The following is a 20,140-nucleotide window of genomic DNA, read 5'->3' as shown; positions in this document are numbered from 1 at the left end:
GGACATCATCGCGGACCCGCATCCGGTTCATGAACCACGCGGGCAGCCTTATCGCATGCATCTAGCCCTGGCGCGGCCGCAAGGCCGTCGACCGGGGGCCGGAAATCCAACCAAGTCAAAAATTCAGTTCTGATTTCCGGGTCCGCCCCTCTGGCCCGGTGGAGATGCATGATGATCGACAGATGCCCCAGCCGCATGTGCGCGGCTTCCAAACTCGCCGTCCGCAGGAGGCGGACATGAGGGTTCTCATCGTAGGCAGCGGGGTCATCGGCGTGACCTCTGCGTGGTATCTGGCGCGCGCCGGACACGAAGTCGCCGTCCTCGACCGACAGCCCGGTCCCGCACTGGAAACCAGCTACGCCAATGCTGGTGAGGTGTCGCCTGGCTATTCCTCACCGTGGGCGGGTCCCGGAGTGCCCCTAAAGGCGATCAAATGGCTCCTGATGAAGCACGGCCCTCTCGCCATCCGTCCACGGTTCGATCCGGCGATGTGGTCGTGGGTTTTGCAGATGCTCGCCAACTGCACGTCGCGGCGCTACGCCGTGAACAAGGCGCGCATGGTGCCGATCGCGGAGTACAGCCGTGACTGCCTTCGCGAGTTGAGGGCTACGACCGCCATCGAATACGACGAGCGATCGCAGGGTACTCTGCAGCTGTTCCGCACCCAGAAGCAACTCGACGGAATCGTCGGCGACGTCGAGGTCCTCAAGCAGTTCGGGGTTGATTTCACTGTCCTTGCCCCATCGGGCTGTGTCGCTGCGGAACCGGCGCTCGCGCGGGTGACGGAGAAGTTCGTTGGGGGCCTGCGGCTTCCCGGCGACGAGACCGGAGATTGCCGCGTCTTTACCGAGAAGCTGGCCGCTCTCGCCTCCGCCGCGGTCGATTTTCGTTTTGGCGTCTCGGTCCAGGGACTTGTCCACGAAGGCGGCAGGGTCACGGGCGTCCAGACAGCCGGCGGGCTGCTTACGGCGGACGCCGTCGTCGTCGCTGCGGGAAGCTATTCTTCCCGACTGCTCGCGCCCGTCGGCGTGCATGTTCCTGTCTATCCGGTGAAAGGCTACTCGCTGACAATGCCCGTGACTGATGCTGCTGCCGCGCCTGTATCGACTGTGATGGACGAGACCTTCAAGATCGCTATCACCCGCCTGGGAGACCGCATCCGCGTTGGGGGTACTGCCGAGATATCTGGGTTCGATCTATCCTTGCCGCGTTCCCGCCGCGGGCCCCTCGAGCATTCGGTTACCGACCTGTTCCCCGGGGCGGGCGACGCTGCTGCCGCATCTTTCTGGTGTGGGTTGAGACCAATGACTCCAGACGGCCCGCCGATCATCGGCGCTACGTCCATCCCCGGGCTCTACGTCAACACCGGACATGGAACCCTCGGTTGGACGATGGCGTGCGGCTCGGGACGCGTTCTCGCGGACCTCATCTCGGACAGGGTTCCCGATATCGACCTATCGGACCTCAATCCCGGACGGTACCGCGCATGAGCGCGAAGGGAATGCGAGCAGGCGCAATCCTTACGATCGATCTTGAGGCGATCGTTTCCAACTGGCGGCTGCTGTCGAAACTGGCGAAGCCAGCCGAATGTGCCGCCGTGGTGAAGGTGGACGCCTATCCCGCTGCCGAGAAATGGTCCGGAAGCACGGCGGCCAGAGACGGTCTGCTGACCTGCGCCAGCGATCGCCACGTCTCGCTGGCCGTGGCGGGGATGCATCCTGAGGTGGTGCGCATCGCTGCGCCAACGGCGGCAAGGGGCGCAACCAGCCAGACCGTAGGGATTCATCTCTGCGTGCCCGTCATATGAGGCACGACCTCGACGCCTCCTGTTCGCTTGCCGAGCTGACGGCTAGCTATGAGAAACTGCAACACCATCACTTCGCGTCGGAAGGGGGCGCTTTTGCTGGAATGTTCCGCGGTAGGGCTTCGTAACAGCACACCAAATCGCACCAAACTCATCCGCTGGCAAAGGCTTGGAGAAATAATACCCTTGGGCGTATCGGCACCCCCATTCTTGCAACAGGTGTGCCTGCTCAGTCGTCTCCACCCCTTCTGCTACGACGTCTATTCCCATGTTTTGCGCCAGATGGATCATCGATTTTACAATCGCCGTCCCGGTGCCGCTCTGCCCAAGATCGCTGACAAAAGACCGATCGATCTTGATTTCGTTCACCGGGAGTCGCTGAAGGTGCGTGAGTGATGCAAAGCCGGTGCCGAAATCATCGAGCGACACACGAACACCATGCCGCTGCAACTGCTCAAGGCATTGGCGCGTCTTGGGGGCGAGCTCGTCCACCAGCACACGTTCAGTAATTTCGACAGTGAGCTGGTGTGGTTTGACGGATTTACGCTCAAGCTTCCGCAGCAGCGAGCGCGCTAGCCCCTCCTGCATTAGCATTTCGCCCGAAAGATTGATCGAGATGCTTCCCACCGAGGCAGGCCATGGTCCCCATTCACGTAGGTCCGAAAGCACGAGCGCCATCATTTGGTCGTTGATCAACTTGCTGAGCTTGGGAGCGTCAAGTGCAGCCCATATAGACGCAGGGGAGAGTATCCCATCGGCGGGATGGTCGACCCGAAGCAGAGCCTCAGCGCCAGCCACCTCGCCAGACCTCAAATCGATCATGGGCTGGTAGTAGGGAACCAACCAGCGAGACCTGAGTGCCTGCCTGGCGAGTTCGAGCTGATCGGCACGCTCGTTGATAGTGCGCTGAAGAGCAGGCGTGAACAACCTGGCTGGTTGTTTGCTGTCTTCCTTGGCTGCGTACAGTGCCATTTTTGCGCGGCGGATCAAATCTTCGCAACGATCACCAACCAACGACCGGGCGCAACCGATACGGACCCCAACATTGCGCGTTCTTGTGTTCCGATCCATTCGATGCTCGAGTTCACGCGCGAGCTTGACCGCAAACGACTGCAAGCCAGCTTCACCAATGGGCTCGTGAAGCATCACCACGAATTGGTCGCCCGCAATCCGCCCAATCACATCGGTTTCAGATAGGCACTTGCGCAGAAGAATCGCAAAGAGCCGGAGGACCGCATCCCCCGTCTCATGACCAAAGCGATCGTTCAGGTGCCGGAAGCCAGAGAGGTCTACGACCAGAAGTTCGACGGGACCGCAAGTTCGGGGTTCCTGTAGCAAACCCGCCAACTCTTCTTCAACAGACCGCCTATTCGCAAGCCGCGTTAGATCGTCAACATAAGCCTGCCTGTGAAGCCGTTCAGTGGCCAATTCAAGATCGTGGATGTCTTCGACTGCGCCGTACCATTTTACGATCTGGCCATCCTCATCCCGTCTCGGTGTTGCCCGAGCTCGCACCCATCGATAGGTGTAGTCCTCCAAGCGTATGCGATACTTCAAATCCGCCGGCTCACCGGTTTGAAGCCTTTCCGCCCAATAGCCCCTTACGCGGTCAACGTCCTCAGGATGGAGAGCCTGGAACCACCCATGACCAATGGCACTTTCCACCGGCAAGCCGGTCGCTTCCTTCCAACGTGACGACAAACTCATTATCCGCCCCTGCGGATCGGCAGTCCATGGGATCTGGGGGTTGTGCTCGACTGTGTGGCGATAATGTTCTTCGCTTTCCCGAAGGGCCTGCGCTGTTCGCGCCTTGTCGATGGCTACGGATGCCAAGCGCCGCAGATTGTCGAGGTTCTTGAGCTCATCCTCCCGGGGGCACGCTCCTCGTAGAAATAGAAGCCGAACGTTGCGAGCACATCACCATCGGGCCCATATACCGGCAGCGACCAGCAAGCCTTGATGCCAAGTGGTGTGAATGCTTCTCGCCAATCATCCCATAAAGGATCGGTCTCGATACATTCTGAAACGACATCGCGCTTCTCGAAAGCCGCAGTGCCGCAGGAGCCGACACCAGTTCCGACCTTCGTGCCGGGTATCAACGAATGAACAGTGTCAGGAAGAAATGGGGCCGCACCACCGGTGAATTCTGTGCCACCGTCGTTCAGGAGGAGAACCGTACAACGACTGCCTGGCAGCTGCTCTTCGCCCAGCGTACAAAGTTCTTCTAGGATAGAGAGAACGTCGTCGCCGGCAGCGACCTTGTTGAGGATCTCGGCCTGAGCACGATCTCTCGTCTGCATGGCGACTAGATCATGTATATCAGTCGAGCAACCGATCCACTGTCCGCCGCTATCTGCAACCGGATTGGCGCGCACCACGTGCCAGCGATACTGCCCATTCTTATGGCGGAACCGCAGTTGGATTTGATAGGCCGGATTCTGACCACTGGCCCGTGGCGGCCAGATCGCTCCAAGAGCAGCAACATCATCGGGGTGGACCATCTGGGCCCATCCCTTTCCCAGTGACGCGGTGCGCGTGAGACCGGTGTATTCACACCACGCATCATTAACGAATTCAACATTGCCGTTGGGATCGGACAGCCAAACGAAGCCGGGCACTGAATGTGTGAGGACATCGAATAAGCGGTCTTTTTGCGCCATCTCGGTATTCGTCCTCATGGAAGCGAACATAGTGAGAGCCCTGCGGTCCAGTTACCTCTCGGGCTAACCTGTTCCGGTTAAAATCATACTGCGTTGCGAAGAATGATCTTGCAATTTGTTGCACGTCTCCGGTGCTTGATTTGACGCGATCCCTGAGAGATGCCCTATCGGCTCAAGCGCAATTGTGTTTCGGCCCAGCTTCTTCGCCCGATATAGCGCGCGATCAACAGACGCAAAGACAACCTTTGCGTCTGCAGGCCCCGAGAAGAGCCCAAGACCTACAGAGACGGTGACAATGCCGTGGGGATGGTTTCCATCGTGCTTTACGACTTCTTGTCGAATGTGCTGCAAAATTGCCTGATGGAAAGAGACTGCTGCGTCGTCGTCATCAGATACGCACGTGACAGCAAATTCTTCGCCGCCGATACGATATGCCGAGGCTGTATTGCTGTCACAAGCATGACGCAATATCTCGCCAATCCTCTCAAGGACAGCATCTCCGGCCGCATGGCCATAGCTGTCGTTGTACGACTTGAATTGATCCACATCGACCAGTGCAAATGACTTTGTGCGGCCATACTCGGTAGAAGCCATGAATTCGGGTAGTTCGTTGGCGTAAGCGCGCCGGTTCAGTAACCCGGTCAACACGTCGATCCGCGCGCTCCATGCTTCTGTCACATCGCTGAATATCCAGATTCTGCTATAGCCGCCGCCGCCGTCACCTAGCGCAACGCTGCGCCTGTTGAAGACCCGTCCATCCTTGAAGGTCAGTTCGTCTTCGGAGAATTCGGAACTTTCATAGAGTTGTTCCACGCGAGCCACGAACGACGTTGGATCGTCAAGTTGGCTTACAACGTGATCAAGCATGGCAATGTCGCCGTACTCGGCGACATCGTGAGGGATACGCCACAGCCGTTCGAACGCCTCGTTGAAGTAGAGCACTTTTCGATCGTGTCCGATAATCAGAACACCATCCGGCAGAAGGTCCAACGTCCGACGCATAAGTACGTAGGCAGTCTCGACGCTCTGCGTGTTGTTTGTCAGTTCAACCACGGTGATCGCCAAACATCTCGGTACGGTAGGTACGGCAGTTTGTGGCAGCCGGGTTGAGATTCTTTTAAATTAGAACGAAGGAATCTATAGACTCAGCGCAGCAAGGATGGGCCCCACCTGAGTTAATTGTAACCTATGCAATCCCGAATCTTGCCCGAGATCTCATGACCCGCCTTGGCCGTCAGTCGCGGGCACCGACAAAGCAGACCCTCAAGATCGCGCTTTTGCAACTTGGATGATTCAGGCCGAAAAGACGTCTTCTCGACGAAGTTGACCACCAGCCCATGAGAGCGGACTGCGCTCGTCAACGCACCTGTCAGTGCGGTGACTGGCTCGGGATCCAAACCGCCTTCTATGCAAGCCCTGACTCGAAATAGTCCCGTTGGTTCTTTTAGTGCAGTCCCGAGTGTTATCCTCAACTAATCATTTCGGTAGGGACGATTATCATGCAGATAATCTTTGCCACCCAAAGCCTTGGTCTTCTGATCCACACCGAGCGAAAAGCACAAAAACTCTCCCAGGAGCAGCTCGCCGCGCTCACCGGGGTCGGTATCCGCTTTGTGCGTGAGCTCGGAAGCTGGAAAGGAAAGTTGTCAAGTCGGGCGCCCCCTGCAGGTGGCGTCCTCGCTCGGTCTTACCGTGTCGGTGCTCAGTCGACGGGAGAGTGAGACATGACATCCCGTGTTCTCTAAGTCAGTCGATGCCCGAGGACGCTGTCACAACCAATGCTTCGCGCAGCCATTTGCACTCGTTGCCGGACCGTTGCTCGCGGCTCCCATACGGCGAACGGGAGGTGACATGCAGACGAAACGGCGGTCGCTACGGACAGGTGCTATGCGGCCAAAGCCGCCGTCCGGCTTGTGGGTTGAACGGCGGCTCTGGCTTTGATCGCGTCAGGCACAGGCGGTAGCGTCAATCTCGAAAAGCAGGCCCGGAATGGCCAGCCGCTCGACGCCGACCAAGGTCATCGGTGGGGTGTTCTGCACCGCACAAAGCCGCATCCCCAGCAGATCGAAATTCTTCAGCGCCTCATCCACATCTGTCGTATAAATGCCTAGCTTGATGACATGGCTCAGACCCATGCCCGCGCCCTCCAGTATCGCTTCAAGATTTTCCAGCGCCAGACCGATCTGGCCGCGCATATCACCCAAATGCTGCGGCTTGCCTTCCGCATCGACAGCGGTCTGGCCGGCGCATACGACCTGGCGTGTTGCGCCTTCGATGATCTCGGCTTGATTGTATCCCAGCCCCAGGGACCAGTCCCACGGATTTACCGGAGTGCGTTGCATGCAGGTTCTCCTCGTTGATGTCTATACGGACTCCTGTAGGACTTATTGGTGCCAAAGCTTGGCACCTTTCGTACTATGCTGACACCATGAATATCCGAACTCGTCACGATGCCATCGTGCGTAGCCTGCGCCGCTCACAGACGACGACCGTCGATGCCCTTGCCCGTGAGGTAGGTGCATCGCGGCGGACGGTTTTGCGCGACATCGCCGCCCTGCGCGAACAGGGGTTCCTAATTCACTCGGAACCTGGACGCGGTGGCGGCCTGCAACTCGATCCACAATCAATTGAAGCAACGGCACGGCTCGCCGTGGCGGAGGTCTTTGCCCTGCTGATCAGCGTGGCCGCAACGCGCGCGGTCGGCTACCTGCCGTTCTCAGGCCTCGCGGATGCGGGACTCGCAAAGATCGAAAAGACGCTCCGGCCGGAAAAAGTGCGCGATCTGCGCCGGCTTCTGGACTGCCTGCACGTGGGGAGACTTTCGCCGCTTCAGGATATGTCGGACATAGGGTCGATCGATTCCGATCTGTTGCCCGCCTTCGAGAACGCTTTCTTGGCACGCCTGCATCTGAAGTTCTGCTATCGCGATGCCAAAGGCCGACAGTCGTCCCGCGAGGTCGAACCGCAGGCCATGCTGATCCTACCACCGCTATGGTATCTGGTGGCATGGGATCCGCTGCGAGAAGACTTCCGTCACTTCCGAATGGACCGCATCAGTAAGCCGGCCGTGATCGATGGCAAACAGTTCCGACAACGCCACGTGCCTTTTGACGAAGACGTTTGCCCCTACAGGAGCTTATCGCAATGATGCTTCCACCGAGCGCACGGAGAAGGTCCAACGCTATAGTCTGGGCGAGCATATTCCCGCCTGCGCGGGCGACGCGGAACCCGATCACGTGCGGTGAGCTTACCCAGCCCCCGCGCGGACCTCTTCCAGCACCTTCTGCGCGATATCCAGCCGAACATTCCCGGCCTGCTTCAACCGTGCGGCGACATGCTCAATCTCGTCGCCGTCCGCGCCCGCCGCGATGGCGACATTGCGAGCGTGAAGCGACATATGGCCCTTCTGGATGCCCTCGGCCGCCAATGCGCGTAGCGCGCCCGTGTTCTGCGCGAGCCCGACCGCCGTTATGATCTGCGCCAGTTCCTGCGCTCTCGACGCCCAGCATCCTGACGCTCGCCTGAGCGACCGGATGTGTCTTCGTGGCGCCGCCGACGAGCCCCACCGCCATCGGCAGTTCCAAGGTGCCGACGAGATTGCCATTTGTGTCCTTCTCGTAGTGGGACAAGGACGTATAACGACCGCTTGCAGCGGCGTGGCAATGCGCACCCGCCTCGACCGCCCGAGTATCGTTGCCGGTGGCGAGCACCACTGCGGTGATCCCGTTCATGATGCCCTTGTTGTGGGTCGCGGCACGGTAAGGATCGGCGACCGCGAAGTCATAGGCGTCGATGATGCCGTTGACCACGTCCTCACCACCGAGTGCGTCGCGGTCGTAGATCGCCCGGACGCGCGCGAGCCTCAAATCGGCCTTGTTCGACAGGATGCGCAGGCGCACCCTGCCCCCGGCAATCTCCGAGACCAGCGGCGCCAACGCCTCGGCCATCGTATTGACGGCGTTGGCGCCCATGGCGTCGCGGACATCGACGATGAGATGGAGCACGACATGGCTCACGCCCGGCGCCTCGATGATGCGCACCTTGATATCCTTGGCGCCGCCGCCGAGCTTGACGAGGAACGGATCCTGTTCGTTCGCAAGATCGAGGATGTCACGGCGCCGCTCGTACAGGCGCAACCGCGCGCCATGCGGATCGGGAGCGCCGACCACCTGGATCTGCGAGATCATGATCGGCTGGTCGCTGGAAGCGTGAAAGCCGCCATGGATGCGCGCGACTGACGCCATGTTGCTGGCAGCGGCCACCACCGAAGGCTCCTCGGTCGCCATCGGAATGAGGTAGTCCTTGCCGTTGATCTTGAAGTTGGCGGCCACTGCGAGCGGGACCGATAGCGCGCCGATCACGTTCTCGATCATCCGGTCAGCTATGGCGAGCATCTGGTCGTCCGCGGGTAGGACAGCCCCCAGTTGCCCGATCTCCAGCCCTGTCGCCTGCAAGACGGTGTTTAGCCGCTCCGAAGGCGACAGCTTATAGAAACCGGGAAGACGACTGCTCGTCACCATGAAGTGGACTCCTCAATCAGATGACGAGGAGCCTATTTGTCGGCCCGGCTGCCAACAATGTGGATGAGATACAGGCTGCCGCAGTCTTGACGTGGAAAGGGAACAGGGTCAGCCGCCCGCCTTCATGAGGTGCAGGCGCAGCGCGAGATGGGTTTCAAGGCCGTGCACCGGATCGAGGCAGGCGGCGCTGAGCTGTCCAACGAGGTCGAGGCGCTGCCGCATCGTGTTGACATGGATGCCAAGCTGCTCGGCGGCCTTGCTGAGGCTCCTGCCGCTGTCGAGATATGCAGCAAGCGTGCGCGCGAGCTGACTACCCTTGCGCAGATCGTGCTCGATGATAGGCCCAGTCGTTGCCCTCACGAAGGCACCGACCGCGTCGCTCGGACCGCCTGCGAAGATGGTCGCATACATCGCCATCGCGCTTTCGGATACGATACGGCCTTGCTGGCCCAGGCCACGAACGAGGCCGACACACCGCCGCAGCGATTCGAAGCGCAGCGGCGCTTCGCCGATCGCAGCGACGGGTTCGGAAACCACGATGGTCAGGCGGCGCTGTGTGGCGGCCTGCAGTTCCTCCGAAAGCCGCTCCGCCACGTCCAGCGGTCGCTCGCTGCTCGTCGCCACGACGAGGTCGCCGTTGAACTCGGCGAAAATTGTGTCGCGTCCGGTCAGCGCCGCACGTGCCGGGGCGGCGACCTGCATGAATGGCAGCTCGCCGACGTCGACCAGCATCATCGTCAGCGGCCACGTGACGGCGCTGGCGCCCGGCTGCTGCCTCAGAGCGCCGCCGGCGAAGGGATCGGACGTGCCACGCGCCAACGCCGAGATCGCGTCAGTAGCGCTTCTGTGTGCCGACTGGGCGATCCGTTCGATCGATAGCAGCACGATGCCGGTGACGATGGCGCTGCGCTCGAAGGTCCGCACCTCAGGCGCTGAGAATGGCCGGGGCCTCTTGAACAGGAGTGAGCCCAGGCGCGCACTGCCGCCCATCGCGGCCGCGATGATGGCGATATCACCGTCCTCGCACCGGACTTGCACCGAACGTCCCGTCCGGTCGCTCTCGCGCGCGGCGCGCACGATCTCTTCCTCAGAGCATCCGGGGGAAACGTGCCGCTGATCGGCTTAAGCCGCTCATCGAGAACTGCCGCCTGTCCGTTGAGCAGCTTTCCAACGCGGCGCGAGAGATCGTCCAGCGTTCCGCCACGCGCGACGAGCTCGGTAAGCTGTTCGTGCGCGGCGGCCGCGCTCGACTTCCTCCGCCTGCGTCGAGAGCGCGATATTGGCATCTTTCGCTGTCTGCAGCGCCCGGCGCGTCTCCTCGAACAGGCGTGCATTTTCAATTGCCAGCGCTGCGAAGGTGCCAAGCGAGGAAAGCACCGCCATTTCTTGCGGCGTGTAAGAACGCACATAGCGGTCGCCGACGAACAGCACGCCGATCACCTGAGAATCGACTTCGAGGGGAATGCCGAGAATGGAAACGACGCCCTCGCCGCGCGTGGCCTGGTCGATGGACGGATCGTGCGCAAAGGCCTCGTCGCTCGAATAGCTGCTCGAATAGAATGGACGTCGCGTCCGCGCGACGCTGCCGCATACCCCAATTTCGCGTGGCACCCGGATGCGGGCGAAGTCCTGCGAAATGACGCCTTCCGTGGCCCGGACGTAGAAGTCGTTGCGCTCGTCATCCGCTGCCGAAAGATAGGCAATGTCGCTGCCGACGAGCTGGCGGGCGCGCTGCACGATCGCCTGCAGAACCTGGTCGGTATTGCGCAGAGCGGAAAGGTCGCGCGCCGTTTCATAGAGGGCAGAAAGCTCGCGCTCACGCTTGCGCTTGTTTTCGAAATTCTCCTGAAGCCTCAGCGCGATCTCCAGGTCCGCAGCCATGGAGGCCGGCAGATCTCCGGCCTGAACACGCTGCCGAATCTCCGCACCAAGTCGGTCAAGTTCCGGGAAGCCTCGTTCGCGTCGAGGAGGCTCAAGATGCGGCGGTAATGATCGTGCTGAACGCCTTCCGGCGATGGCGACTCGATGCGGCGAATGCTGGCTCTCATCGCCTCCTCCCAGGCAACTTTCCGATCTGACAGTAAACAATCGGATTTCTCTCAAGGGGAATGTGTATGTCGTACATACTTCGGCGTCTATCATGTGCGCGACCCATATTCATTGGGTATCCACGCGATTGCTACTGTTCCGGATCGTCACGCTTTGGCGGGAAGAGAGGACCGATGGCGGAGCATGTCACGATCGTGGAGGTAGGACCACGCGACGGCCTACAGAACGAGCCGACTGCGGTTCCGGTCGAGGTGCGTATCGAGCTCGTCAGGCAGCTGGCGCAAGCCGGGCTCCGCAGTATCGAGGTCGGAAGTTTCGTGTCGCCCCGGCGGATTCCTCAGATGGCCGGCACGGCAGAGCTGTTGCGCTCGCTCCCCCGGTTCGACGAGGTCATCTACGGCGTGCTTGTTCCCAATGAGCAAGGCGCCTTGGAGGCCGTCGAGCTTCCCATACAGGAGTTAGCTGTCTTTGCCTCGGCATCCGAAACGTTCTCGCAGCGCAACATCAACTGTTCGATCGACGAAAGCCTTGACCGCTTCTTGCCCGTGATGGAGCTGGCGCAGGCCCGCTCGATCCCGGTGCGCGGCTACGTGTCCTGCGTCCTCGGCTGCCCTTATGAAGGTAAGGTGTCGGTGCGGTCGGTCGTGGACGTTTCGCGCCGTCTCTCAGCACTCGGATGTCGTGAGATATCGCTTGGAGACACCATCGGCATCGGCACGCCGCGCGAGGCAAGCGCCATGGTCCGGGCTGCGGCGGTCGAGTTACCGATCGACAGCCTGGCGGTTCATTTCCACGACACGCGCGGCCAGGCGCTCGCGAACATTCTCGCTTGCCTGGACGATGGGGTCAGGACGATTGACAGTTCAGTTGCCGGGCTTGGCGGCTGTCCCTATGCGCCTGGAGCGTCCGGCAACGTCGCTACCGAAGATCTCGTCTATATGCTTGACGGGCTTGGCATGGAGACGGGCATCGACGTCAGTGCTGTGGCGGCGGCCGGAGACTTCATATCGCGCCATCTCGGACGGGCGACCGCGTCGAAGGTGGCCCGGGCGCTGGCCGTGAGCGCGAAACAGCATAGCGCCTTATGAAGAACCTATCTCGCTCAAGCCCGGCGGTGTAGCACGGCGACATTGTTCATCCGAGAGAGATGGCGAACAATTCCAAACAGGGAGGACATCCATGTCTGACGTCAAGTCAGCCGCCGCCAGCGGCATCACCGGCTCGGGCCCGCTCAAGGGCGTAACGGTGCTCGACATCACGCGCGTGGTGGCGGGTCCCTTCTGCTCGATGTTGCTTGCCGACCTCGGCGCGACGGTCATCAAGGTCGAGCACCCGGATGACCCGGATTATGCTCGCACCTTCCCACCCTTCGTCAACGGTGACGATGGCGACTTCTCCGCCTTCTTCACGCAGTTCAACCGCAACAAGCTGGGCATCACGCTCAACATGAAGTCCGAAGAAGGCAAAGCGCTCCTGAAGACACTGGTGCGACGTGCCGACATCTTGGTCGAGAACTTCCGGCCAGGCACGATGGAGAAGCTCGGCCTAGGGTACGAGGTGTTGCGCAAGGAGAACCCGCGACTGATCTATACGGCAATCAGCGGCTTCGGGCGCACGGGTCCCAACTCCTCGCGCCCTGCCTACGACAATACCGGCCAGGCCACCGGCGGTCTCTGGTCGATGAACGGCTATCCCGACATGCCGCCGGTGCGGGTCGGCACGATTATCGGCGACCTCGCCGCCTCGCTTTATGCGGCGATCGGCACGCTTGCCGCGCTGCGCGAAGCCGAGCACAGCGGTCGCGGTCAGGTCGTAGATATCTCCCAGCAGGACGCGGTGCTGACACTGACCGAGAACGCAGTGGTCCGCTACACCACCAGTGGTGAGGTCGCCTCCCCGCTCGGCAACGACCACCCCTTCGTCCGTCCCTACGGCCAATTCCCCTGCAAGGACGGCTTCGTGTTCTTCGGTGGTTATACCGACAAATTCTGGCGGATCACCTGCGAGATGTTCGGCGAGCCAGAACTCGCGGACGATCCCGAGATCGACACGATGGAGAAGCGGTTCGACGCGCGCGTTGCAGACAGGCGCGTCAAGCCGATCCTGGAACGCTGGTTCAGCGTCTACACCAAGGCGGAACTGGAAGAGCTTGCGGGCGACCGGGTTCCGCTCAGCGCCATCAAGACGATCGCCGAGGTTGTCGAGGACCCGCACATCGCGGCTCGCGAGATGATCGTCAAAGTGCCGGTGGCGGGTAAACTGGTGCGCATGTTCGGCCTGCCGGTGAAGTTGTCCAACACGCCGGGCAACCCTTCTGAGAAGGCGCCGAATCCGGGCGAGCACAACAGCTTCGTCTATTCGCGCCTGGCCGGCCTCACCCCACAGGAGGTCGAGAAGCTGTCCGAGATCGGGGCGATCTGAGCCATGGCGATTGACCTGACCCGCAACGGCCCCGTCGCGACCATCACCATCAACCGGCCCGACAAGCTCAATGCCCTGTCGCTGCAGATGTATGAAGATCTCGGCCTTGCCTTCGCCGAGGCGCGCGACGATGCCGACATACGAACCGTCGTGCTGACCGGTACCGGCGACAGGGCGTTCTGCGTCGGTGCGGACCTGACCGAATCGATTCCCGCGCTGGCCAGCGGCCGTTTCGACATCAGCGCCTGGGACCCTGCGCATCTGAAGAACATGGATTTCTACAAGCCGGTCGTCTGCGCGGTGCGCGGGCTATGCCTGGGCGGCGGTTTCGAGATCATGCTGGCGACCGACATCCGCATTGCCGCAGAAGACGCGCAGTTCCAACTTCCAGAGCCGATCCACGGTTTCGTGCCGGCCGGCGGCACCTTGGTGCGGCTCGTCCGACAGATCGGTTATGCCCACGCCATGGAAATCCTGCTTTCGGCGCGCCGGTTCTCTTCCGCCGAACTTGTCACGCGCGGTGTCGTCAACCAGGCCGTTCCAGCTGAGGACGTGGACGTCATAGCCCACGAGACAGCGGCGCGGATCGCAGCACTCAGCCCGACAGCGGTGCAGACCATCAAGGAGGCGGTGCTGACGCTTCAGGACCTGCCATGGACGGAAGCCTTCGCGCGCGAAGCCGCGCTCGGCCAGCGGACGTTTACCAGCGAGGATGCGCGCAATGGGCTCGCCGCCTTCGCAGCGCGGGCGAGTGGAAATGCGAAGAAAAGTAAATGAGCGCAAGGAAAGGCGGCCGGCTCGTGCTGGCCGCGCTGAAAAAAAAGCGGCCTTAGGTTCAGTTCGAGACGAGCGAACAGGCCGATTTGTCTAGCGGCTGAAACGCTTCTTCCGCAGGAACAGTCGCGAGCAGCTTGTAGTAGTCCCACTGCCCTTTCGACTCCTCAGGCTTCTTGACCTCGAATAGATACATGTCGTGCATCATGCGTCCGTCCTCGCGGATAGTCCCGTTTTTGTAGAAGACGTCGTTGACTGCCATCTCGCGCATCTTCGACATCACCGCCTCTGTCTCGTCGGTTCCAGCGGCCTCGACGGCCCTGAGATAGTGAAGCACAGACGAATAGGTGCCGGTTTGCAGCATGTTGGGCATCGCGTTCATCTCCTCGAAGAAGCGCTGAGACCACGCCCGCGTCTCGTCGTTGAGATCCCAGTAGCTCGCCTCTGTTACTGTGAGGCCCTGCGCCTGCTCCAGTCCGAGCCCATGCACGTCGTTGATGAAGCCAGCGAGAGTTGCGAGCTTCTGGCCGGCCTGCGTGAGCCCGAACTGAGCCGCCTGCTTGATCGAGTTGATCGCGTCGCTGCCAGCATTCGCCAGCGCGACCACCTCGGCTCCCGAGCTCTGTGCGGTCAGCAGCGCGGAGGCGAAATCGGTGGTTCCGACGGGCAGGCGCGTGCTTCCCAGGACCTCGCCACCGGCCGCTTTCACCACCTCGGACGTGTCCTTTTCGAGGCTGTGGCCGAAGGCATAGTCGGCGACGACGAAATACCAGCTGTCGAAACCCTGCTCCACGAGAGCCTTGCTCGTGCTGTGGGCGATCGCATGGGTGTCGTAGGCCCAGTGAACGACGTAGGGCCCACAGTCCTCGTTGGTGATCCGCAGCGAGCCCGGCGAGCTCAGCGTCAGGATCTTCTCCTTCTCCCGGGCAATCGCCAACACCGAGAGCGCCGGCGAAGAACTGGCAACGTCGAGAATAGCATCGACCTTGTCCTCGTCGAACCATTTGCGCGCAATTGCGCCGGCGATGTCGGGCTTGTTCTGGTGGTCGGCCGACACGATCTCGACCGGCATTCCGAGCACGCTACCACCGAACTCCTCGACCGCCATCTGTGCGGCGGTCACCGCGCCCATGCCGGTGATATCGGCATAGACGCCGGACATATCCTCGATGAAGCCGACACGCACGACGCCGTCGGAGATTTGCGCGTCTTGCGCGAAAGCGCTCGTGCCGGCAAAGGCCGCAGCGGCGATCATGGTGGTGGTGCAGACTGTTGCGAGCTTGCGATGTTGCACAATGTTCCTCCCTGTTTCGCAAAGACGCTCCCGCCGCTCATGCACCGGAAGCGCGCTTCTTGCCTTGCAAGGTTAGGAATTCCAAGGCTCGCGCGACAATGTCTGCGGAACATAGCCTGCGGCACGCGCAATGTTGATTCATCACTCCTGCCCCGCGGACCTACTCAACAATCGATGACGATGTCGCCGCGCGGGATCGCCTGGCACAGCAGCACCTGGCCACGAGGAAGCAGCGGCTCATCGCCCGCCGGATAGAAAGCGCCTCCGCTGACGACGCGTTGCGCGCAGGACTGGCATTCGCCGTTGCGGCAGGAATACGGGACATCGACGCCATTGGCCAAGGCCAGGTCGAGCAGCGAGCCGCTTTCGGGCTGCCAAGTCACGTCTTTTTGGGAGCGGGCAAAGGTCACGCTGCATGGGCCCCCTTCGTTAGGGACGCCAGCGGAGGCGAATAGGCCGCCGTCCTGCTTTTGCTCGAACGCCTCCATCCTGATACTCTCCGGCGCGACCCCGCATTCGATCAACCCCTGTTTCAGCGATTCCATGAAGGCGGCGGGGCCGCAGATGTAGAAATCGGCGTCGGCGACGGGGACATGCGCCGCGAGCGCTTCGGCATCGAGGCGGCCCCGATGATGGCAGCTGTCGCCGGTCTGGGGTCGGGAGTAGGCAGTCAGCAGTCTGATACGCGGATTGGCGGCTGCGATACGCCGCGTCTCTTCAGCAAACAGGTGGTGCCGTGCGTCGCGCGCTGCATGCACGAACCAGACGTCGCGCCTTGAGGCCTCTTGTGCCAATTGCTCGGCCATCGGCAGCAGCGGTGTGATGCCAACGCCGGCGCTGACCAGCACAACCGGGCGTAGCGGTGCGCTGTCGAGGACGAATTGCCCAGCCGGTGGCCCGACTAGCAACTCATCGCCCGCCGCGACCGCTTCATGGAGCAGCGCAGAGACCCCGTCATTGCCGACGCGCCGCACGGAGATGCGCAACGACCGTGCGTCGGGGACACCAGAGATCGAGTAGGACCGGCGGCGTGGCGTCGGGTGATCGTCATACGGCAGCGAAACATTCACATATTGGCCAGGTAACACGTCGCCGACGGGGGCGCCGTCGCGCGGCTGCAGCACCAACGAGACAACATCCGGGCTTTCCCGTGTCCTTGTCACGCAGGTAAAGCTGCGCCGCCCGCTCCAGGCAATCGGGCGGGAGTCCGTCCAGATCCGCGACCGCGAGAAGGCGGCGGGGCAATGGAAGTATATCTCCTCCGGATGCAGAGCGAGCCGGCGCTGCCCGCCAACTTCAGCACCAACCTCCCGATAGGCGCCGTTGATGCGGATGATGTCGGCACGTCCTGGCTCGACACCAAGCAGCGCGAACTCGGCGGAGTGCGGCGCAGCGGACATGTCGGGTTCGACGTCGATGAGGAAGGACTGCCGGTTCGTGCCGGGATCGGGCCGAAGCGGACCGGCCGCCAGTTCGAGTAGGATCTCTCCCGTATCGTTCTCCCGCGCGAGTACGATGAACCGGGCGGCGTCGATGAAGCCCATGAAACCCGGTCCGGCAGTGCCATAGGCCTTCGTCTGCACCAGCGGGCTGGGCGTTCCGTAAGTCTCGCGCAGACCTACGTCGGTCAGGCGGCTTTCGGCAGCAGCGTCGTAGAGAACGGGCTTGCGTCCGCTCTCCGCCTGCCAACGGCCATCGCTGTCGTAGATGTCGAGAACGTCGAGGGGCGGTTTCCTGTCCGCCGGGTCGATCCAGAACCCGCTCTTTGCGAACGCCTTGGTTGACACGAACTCCATCCGATCCGGCGTCAGGACCATGACGCTCAGCGGACGATTCTCATCTGCTGGAAAAGCAGCGATGTCCAGCGGCTCTCGCGAAACCGTAGCGCGCGCGGCAATCCGCAGATATTCGTCGGACCGCCGGTTGAGCAGGATCAGCGCCACGTCGGGATTGCTGAGCACATTGCCGATCGTGTCGAGCCGGCGGTTGCCGATATAATCGGGAAGGAAAAGGCGGCCATCGTCCGCGATCCGCACCACGCAGGGCTGGCCGCCGCGTGGCGAGACGTCCATGCCGCCGGTTGCATTGCGCGAGGCGATGAAAAGGAGCGTCGACTTTTCGATGAAGGAACGCGTGCGGTCGTCCATGCTCTTGATCCGTCAGACGGCGTCTGCCAGGGCACGCCGCACGAAGAAGTCGCGACCCGGAACCGCATCCAGCAGTCGCCGCGTGTAGTCCGCGCGCGGTGCGTCGAAGAGGTCGGCCGCAGGCGCCTGCTCAACGATACGGCCGTTCTGCATCACAACGATCTTGTCGGCGATTTCGCGCGCCACGCGCAGGTCATGCGTGATGAAAAGCATGCTCAGCCCGATCTCGGCCTTGAGGTCGGACAGCAGCTTCAGCACCTGCGCCTGCACCGAGACATCCAACGCTGAGACGGCCTCATCGGCGATCAGGCACACGGGATCGAGCGCCAGCGCGCGGGCGATGCAGATGCGCTGACGCTGGCCGCCGGAAAACTCGTGCGGAAAACGATTGAGTGCGTGGGCGCCAAGACCCACCTTCTCCAGCCAGCGTGTGGCGATCGCCACCGCCTCGGCGCGGGAAGCGCCGAACGCCATGGGCCCGCGTACGATGCTCTCCCCGATCTTCAGCCGCGGATCAAGCGAAGCGTAAGGATCCTGGAAGACGATCTGCACCCTGCGCCGGAACTGGCGCAGCGTCTCGCCTTTCATTTCGCGCACCGCAGCGCCGTCGAAGCGGATCGTGCCACCGTCCGGCTCGATCAGGCGCAGCACCATTCGTGCGAGCGTCGACTTGCCCGATCCGCTCTCTCCCACCACAGCCAGCGTGTCGCCGCGCGTGAGCTCAAGGTTAATGCTGTCCGCCGCGACGACGCGGCGCGGCTCGGCAAAGAAACTCTGCCGCGAAGTGAAGACCTTCCGCAGGTCCTTGATTTCCAGGAGTGCTTCGCGCTCGTCCGCGGCAGGGCGGACGGTTCCGCGGCCGGGCACGGCGTCGAGCAGGTCGCGGGTGTAGTCGGTCTGCGGGCGATCGAGCACCGCCGCGGCAGCCCCTCTTCCACCACCTTGCCATGGCGCAGCACGACCACACGATCGGCAATGTCTGCCACCACCCCGATATCATGGGTTATGAACAGCACTCCCATGTCGCGCTTCTTCTGGAGGCTCAGGATGAGGTCGAGAATCTGCCGCTGCGTCGTCACGTCGAGCGCGGTGGTAGGCTCGTCGGCGATCAGGAGCTGCGGATCGTTAGCGAGCGCCATAGCGATCATCACGCGTTGGCGCTGCCCGCCGGAAAGCTGAAACGGATAGGCTGCCCCTATCGACGCCGGGTCGGGCAGCCCGACCTGGTCGAAGAGCTCGGTGACGCGGGCCGAGACATCGCGGTCGGCAATGCGGCCATGAATACTGATCGCCTCGGCAACCTGGTGCCCGACCTTCGCCAGCGGGTTGAGAGCGGTCAGCGGTTCCTGAAAGATCATCGCGATGCTGCTGCCGCGCAGCGCACGCATATCGCGAGGCGCCAGGCCAATGAGGTTGCGGCCGCCGAGCCGTATCTCGCCCTGCAGCGCCTCCACCTTCGAAGGAAGGAGCCCGAGGATCGCATGCGCAGTCATCGACTTGCCCGAGCCACTTTCACCCACGAGGCAGACAATCTCGTTGCGGTCTACCGTCAGGCTGATCCCGTCGACGGCGCGGCTGCGGTCTGCTCCCTGCGGCAGGCCGAGGACGAGGTTCTCGATGGCAAGCAAAGGCGTGGTCATGCTCGGGAAATCCTCGGGTTCAGCGTGTCGTTGAGGGCTTCGCCCACGAGGTTGATCGCCACGACCGTCAGCAGGATTGCGATGCCCGGAAAAACGCTCATCCACCATGCCTGCCGGATCACGGTGCGGCCGGCGCCGACCATGTAGCCCCAGCTCATGAAATTGGGGTCACCTAGCCCCATGAAGGAGAGTGCCGCCTCGATGAGGATTGCGGCCGCAACCGTCAGCGATCCCGCCACGATGATCGGTGACACGGCGTTGGGCAGGACATGGCGCAGCACGATCGAAAGGGTCGACTGGCCCTGGCACCGCGCGGCCTGAACGAACTCTCGCTGGGAGACAGTCTTCACCTGCGCGCGCGTCAGCCGCGCCAGCGGGGGCCAGCTCACGAGCCCGATCGCCAGGATAATCGTGCCGATTGACGGGGTGAGTATTGCAACGAAGAGAATTGCCAGCACGAAGCTCGGGATCGTCTGGAAAATCTCGGTGAGCCGCACGATAGCGCTGTCGACTGCGCCACCTGCATAGCCCGCGATGCAGCCGAGCGGGACGCCGATGCAAAGCGCCGTCAGCGTCGAGGCAAGGCCGATCAGGATGGAGACGCGTGCCCCATGGGCTATGCCAGATGCGACGTCGCGCCCGAGCGTATCGCTGCCCAGCAGCATGTCATTCTCGCCAGGCCGGCTGAAGGGAATGCCCACCATCTCCCATGGCGAGGCCGGATAGAGTAGCGGCGCAAGGACGGCGAGGAGGCAGACCAAAGCGAGGAGCAGCAGGCCGACACTGCCGGCCGGCCGACGGAGGAAGGTACGCATGAAATCCTGCATGACA

The 20,140-nt window shown here is 62.0% G+C and carries 15 protein-coding genes and 3 pseudogenes; 7 read left to right on the top strand and 11 right to left on the bottom strand.

Going from position 1 to position 20,140, the window contains the following annotated elements; all coding sequences use genetic code 11:
• Nucleotides 1–236 precede the first annotated feature (236 nt).
• Nucleotides 237–1,490 (top strand): D-amino acid dehydrogenase, encoded by a 1,254-nt coding sequence (locus HK436_RS23470; RefSeq protein WP_173193985.1) that lies wholly within the window; start codon nucleotides 237–239, stop codon nucleotides 1,488–1,490.
• Complete coding sequence (locus tag HK436_RS23465) at nucleotides 1,487–1,807, top strand: alanine racemase (RefSeq protein ID WP_173193763.1); 321 nt, start codon at nucleotides 1,487–1,489, stop codon at nucleotides 1,805–1,807. The genes HK436_RS23470 and HK436_RS23465 overlap by 4 nt, the downstream gene beginning before the upstream one ends.
• 42 nt (nucleotides 1,808–1,849) lie before the next feature.
• Here HK436_RS23465 and HK436_RS23460 read toward each other — a convergent pair whose 3' ends face one another.
• The 3 genes from HK436_RS23460 to HK436_RS23450 form a co-directional block, all read right to left on the bottom strand.
• Nucleotides 1,850–3,637: a putative bifunctional diguanylate cyclase/phosphodiesterase gene (locus HK436_RS23460; protein WP_173193983.1), complete on the bottom strand. Its 1,788-nt coding sequence runs from the start codon at nucleotides 3,635–3,637 to the stop codon at nucleotides 1,850–1,852.
• The gene (locus tag HK436_RS23455) at nucleotides 3,625–4,464 is read right to left on the bottom strand and encodes a PAS domain-containing protein (protein WP_173193981.1); all 840 of its coding nucleotides are present in this window, start codon (nucleotides 4,462–4,464) and stop codon (nucleotides 3,625–3,627) included. The genes HK436_RS23460 and HK436_RS23455 overlap by 13 nt, the downstream gene beginning before the upstream one ends.
• 63 nt (nucleotides 4,465–4,527) lie before the next feature.
• Nucleotides 4,528–5,517, bottom strand: coding sequence for a diguanylate cyclase (locus tag HK436_RS23450; RefSeq protein WP_173193979.1), 990 nt, complete (start codon nucleotides 5,515–5,517; stop codon nucleotides 4,528–4,530).
• A 446-nt stretch (nucleotides 5,518–5,963) separates the two neighbouring features.
• Here HK436_RS23450 and HK436_RS33735 point away from each other — a divergent pair.
• Nucleotides 5,964–6,192: pseudogene (locus HK436_RS33735) on the top strand (helix-turn-helix domain-containing protein).
• A 218-nt stretch (nucleotides 6,193–6,410) separates the two neighbouring features.
• Here the strand turns inward: HK436_RS33735 and HK436_RS23445 are convergent.
• The gene (locus tag HK436_RS23445) at nucleotides 6,411–6,806 is read right to left on the bottom strand and encodes a RidA family protein (protein WP_173193977.1); all 396 of its coding nucleotides are present in this window, start codon (nucleotides 6,804–6,806) and stop codon (nucleotides 6,411–6,413) included.
• Between the two features lie 86 nt (nucleotides 6,807–6,892).
• On the opposite strand from HK436_RS23445, the gene HK436_RS23440 reads away from it, so the two are divergent.
• A complete protein-coding gene (locus HK436_RS23440; protein WP_173193975.1) occupies nucleotides 6,893–7,612 on the top strand; it encodes a helix-turn-helix transcriptional regulator in 720 nt (239 codons plus the stop codon).
• A 99-nt stretch (nucleotides 7,613–7,711) separates the two neighbouring features.
• Here the strand turns inward: HK436_RS23440 and HK436_RS23435 are convergent.
• The 3 genes and pseudogenes from HK436_RS23435 to HK436_RS23425 all read right to left on the bottom strand — a co-directional run bounded on the left by HK436_RS23435 (nucleotide 7,712) and on the right by HK436_RS23425 (nucleotide 10,865).
• Nucleotides 7,712–8,984 (bottom strand): annotated as a pseudogene (locus HK436_RS23435) (hydroxymethylglutaryl-CoA reductase, degradative).
• A 108-nt stretch (nucleotides 8,985–9,092) separates the two neighbouring features.
• Nucleotides 9,093–10,061, bottom strand: coding sequence for a PucR family transcriptional regulator (locus tag HK436_RS33200; RefSeq protein ID WP_173193973.1), 969 nt, complete (start codon nucleotides 10,059–10,061; stop codon nucleotides 9,093–9,095).
• Between the two features lie 54 nt (nucleotides 10,062–10,115).
• Nucleotides 10,116–10,865: a GAF domain-containing protein gene (locus HK436_RS23425; RefSeq protein ID WP_173193971.1), complete on the bottom strand. Its 750-nt coding sequence runs from the start codon at nucleotides 10,863–10,865 to the stop codon at nucleotides 10,116–10,118.
• 341 nt (nucleotides 10,866–11,206) lie between these two features.
• Here HK436_RS23425 and HK436_RS23420 point away from each other — a divergent pair, with 341 nt between their 5' ends.
• The 3 genes from HK436_RS23420 (at nucleotide 11,207) to HK436_RS23410 (ending at nucleotide 14,231) form a co-directional block, all read left to right on the top strand.
• Nucleotides 11,207–12,121, top strand: coding sequence for a hydroxymethylglutaryl-CoA lyase (locus HK436_RS23420; RefSeq protein WP_173193969.1), 915 nt, complete (start codon nucleotides 11,207–11,209; stop codon nucleotides 12,119–12,121).
• Nucleotides 12,122–12,212: 91 nt separating this feature from the next.
• Complete coding sequence (locus tag HK436_RS23415; RefSeq protein WP_173193967.1) at nucleotides 12,213–13,454, top strand: CaiB/BaiF CoA transferase family protein; 1,242 nt, start codon at nucleotides 12,213–12,215, stop codon at nucleotides 13,452–13,454.
• Between the two features lie 3 nt (nucleotides 13,455–13,457).
• Nucleotides 13,458–14,231 carry an enoyl-CoA hydratase/isomerase family protein gene (locus tag HK436_RS23410; protein WP_173193965.1) on the top strand — a complete coding sequence of 258 codons (774 nt, stop codon included), beginning with the start codon at nucleotides 13,458–13,460 and terminating at the stop codon, nucleotides 14,229–14,231.
• A 58-nt stretch (nucleotides 14,232–14,289) separates the two neighbouring features.
• Here HK436_RS23410 and HK436_RS23405 read toward each other — a convergent pair whose 3' ends face one another.
• The 4 genes and pseudogenes from HK436_RS23405 to HK436_RS23390 all read right to left on the bottom strand — a co-directional run bounded on the left by HK436_RS23405 (nucleotide 14,290) and on the right by HK436_RS23390 (nucleotide 20,136).
• Nucleotides 14,290–15,483, bottom strand: coding sequence for an ABC transporter substrate-binding protein (locus tag HK436_RS23405; RefSeq protein ID WP_173194529.1), 1,194 nt, complete (start codon nucleotides 15,481–15,483; stop codon nucleotides 14,290–14,292).
• A 203-nt stretch (nucleotides 15,484–15,686) separates the two neighbouring features.
• Nucleotides 15,687–17,669 carry an FAD-binding oxidoreductase gene (locus tag HK436_RS23400; protein WP_173193963.1) on the bottom strand — a complete coding sequence of 661 codons (1,983 nt, stop codon included), beginning with the start codon at nucleotides 17,667–17,669 and terminating at the stop codon, nucleotides 15,687–15,689.
• Nucleotides 17,670–17,681: 12 nt separating this feature from the next.
• Nucleotides 17,682–19,309, bottom strand: a pseudogene (locus HK436_RS23395) (ABC transporter ATP-binding protein).
• Nucleotides 19,306–20,136, bottom strand: a complete 831-nt coding sequence (locus HK436_RS23390; protein ID WP_173193961.1) for an ABC transporter permease — start codon at nucleotides 20,134–20,136, stop codon at nucleotides 19,306–19,308. The pseudogene HK436_RS23395 and the gene HK436_RS23390 overlap by 4 nt, the downstream one beginning before the upstream one ends.
• Between the last annotated feature and the right edge of the window lie 4 nt (nucleotides 20,137–20,140).

The organism is Neoaquamicrobium sediminum (assembly GCF_013240295.1).
GTDB lineage: Bacteria > Pseudomonadota > Alphaproteobacteria > Rhizobiales > Rhizobiaceae > Aerobium > Aerobium sediminum.
The sequence above is the reverse complement of the archived record's forward strand: the minus strand, read 5'-3'. Positions and strand labels throughout refer to the sequence as shown.

Excerpts from the sequence above, each read along its gene's own strand:
- HK436_RS23470 (WP_173193985.1), top strand. The coding sequence starts at position 237 with ATGAGGGTTCTCATCGTAGGCAGCGGGGTCATCGGCGTGACCTCTGCG.
- HK436_RS23465 (WP_173193763.1), top strand. The coding sequence starts at position 1,487 with ATGAGCGCGAAGGGAATGCGAGCAGGCGCAATCCTTACGATCGATCTT.
- HK436_RS23455 (WP_173193981.1), bottom strand. The coding sequence starts at position 4,464 with ATGGCGCAAAAAGACCGCTTATTCGATGTCCTCACACATTCAGTGCCC.
- HK436_RS23445 (WP_173193977.1), bottom strand. The coding sequence starts at position 6,806 with ATGCAACGCACTCCGGTAAATCCGTGGGACTGGTCCCTGGGGCTGGGA.
- HK436_RS23440 (WP_173193975.1), top strand. The coding sequence starts at position 6,893 with ATGAATATCCGAACTCGTCACGATGCCATCGTGCGTAGCCTGCGCCGC.
- HK436_RS23425 (WP_173193971.1), bottom strand. The coding sequence starts at position 10,865 with ATGGCTGCGGACCTGGAGATCGCGCTGAGGCTTCAGGAGAATTTCGAA.
- HK436_RS23420 (WP_173193969.1), top strand. The coding sequence starts at position 11,207 with ATGGCGGAGCATGTCACGATCGTGGAGGTAGGACCACGCGACGGCCTA.
- HK436_RS23415 (WP_173193967.1), top strand. The coding sequence starts at position 12,213 with ATGTCTGACGTCAAGTCAGCCGCCGCCAGCGGCATCACCGGCTCGGGC.
- HK436_RS23410 (WP_173193965.1), top strand. The coding sequence starts at position 13,458 with ATGGCGATTGACCTGACCCGCAACGGCCCCGTCGCGACCATCACCATC.
- HK436_RS23405 (WP_173194529.1), bottom strand. The coding sequence starts at position 15,483 with ATGATCGCCGCTGCGGCCTTTGCCGGCACGAGCGCTTTCGCGCAAGAC.
- HK436_RS23400 (WP_173193963.1), bottom strand. The coding sequence starts at position 17,669 with ATGGACGACCGCACGCGTTCCTTCATCGAAAAGTCGACGCTCCTTTTC.
- HK436_RS23390 (WP_173193961.1), bottom strand. The coding sequence starts at position 20,136 with ATGCAGGATTTCATGCGTACCTTCCTCCGTCGGCCGGCCGGCAGTGTC.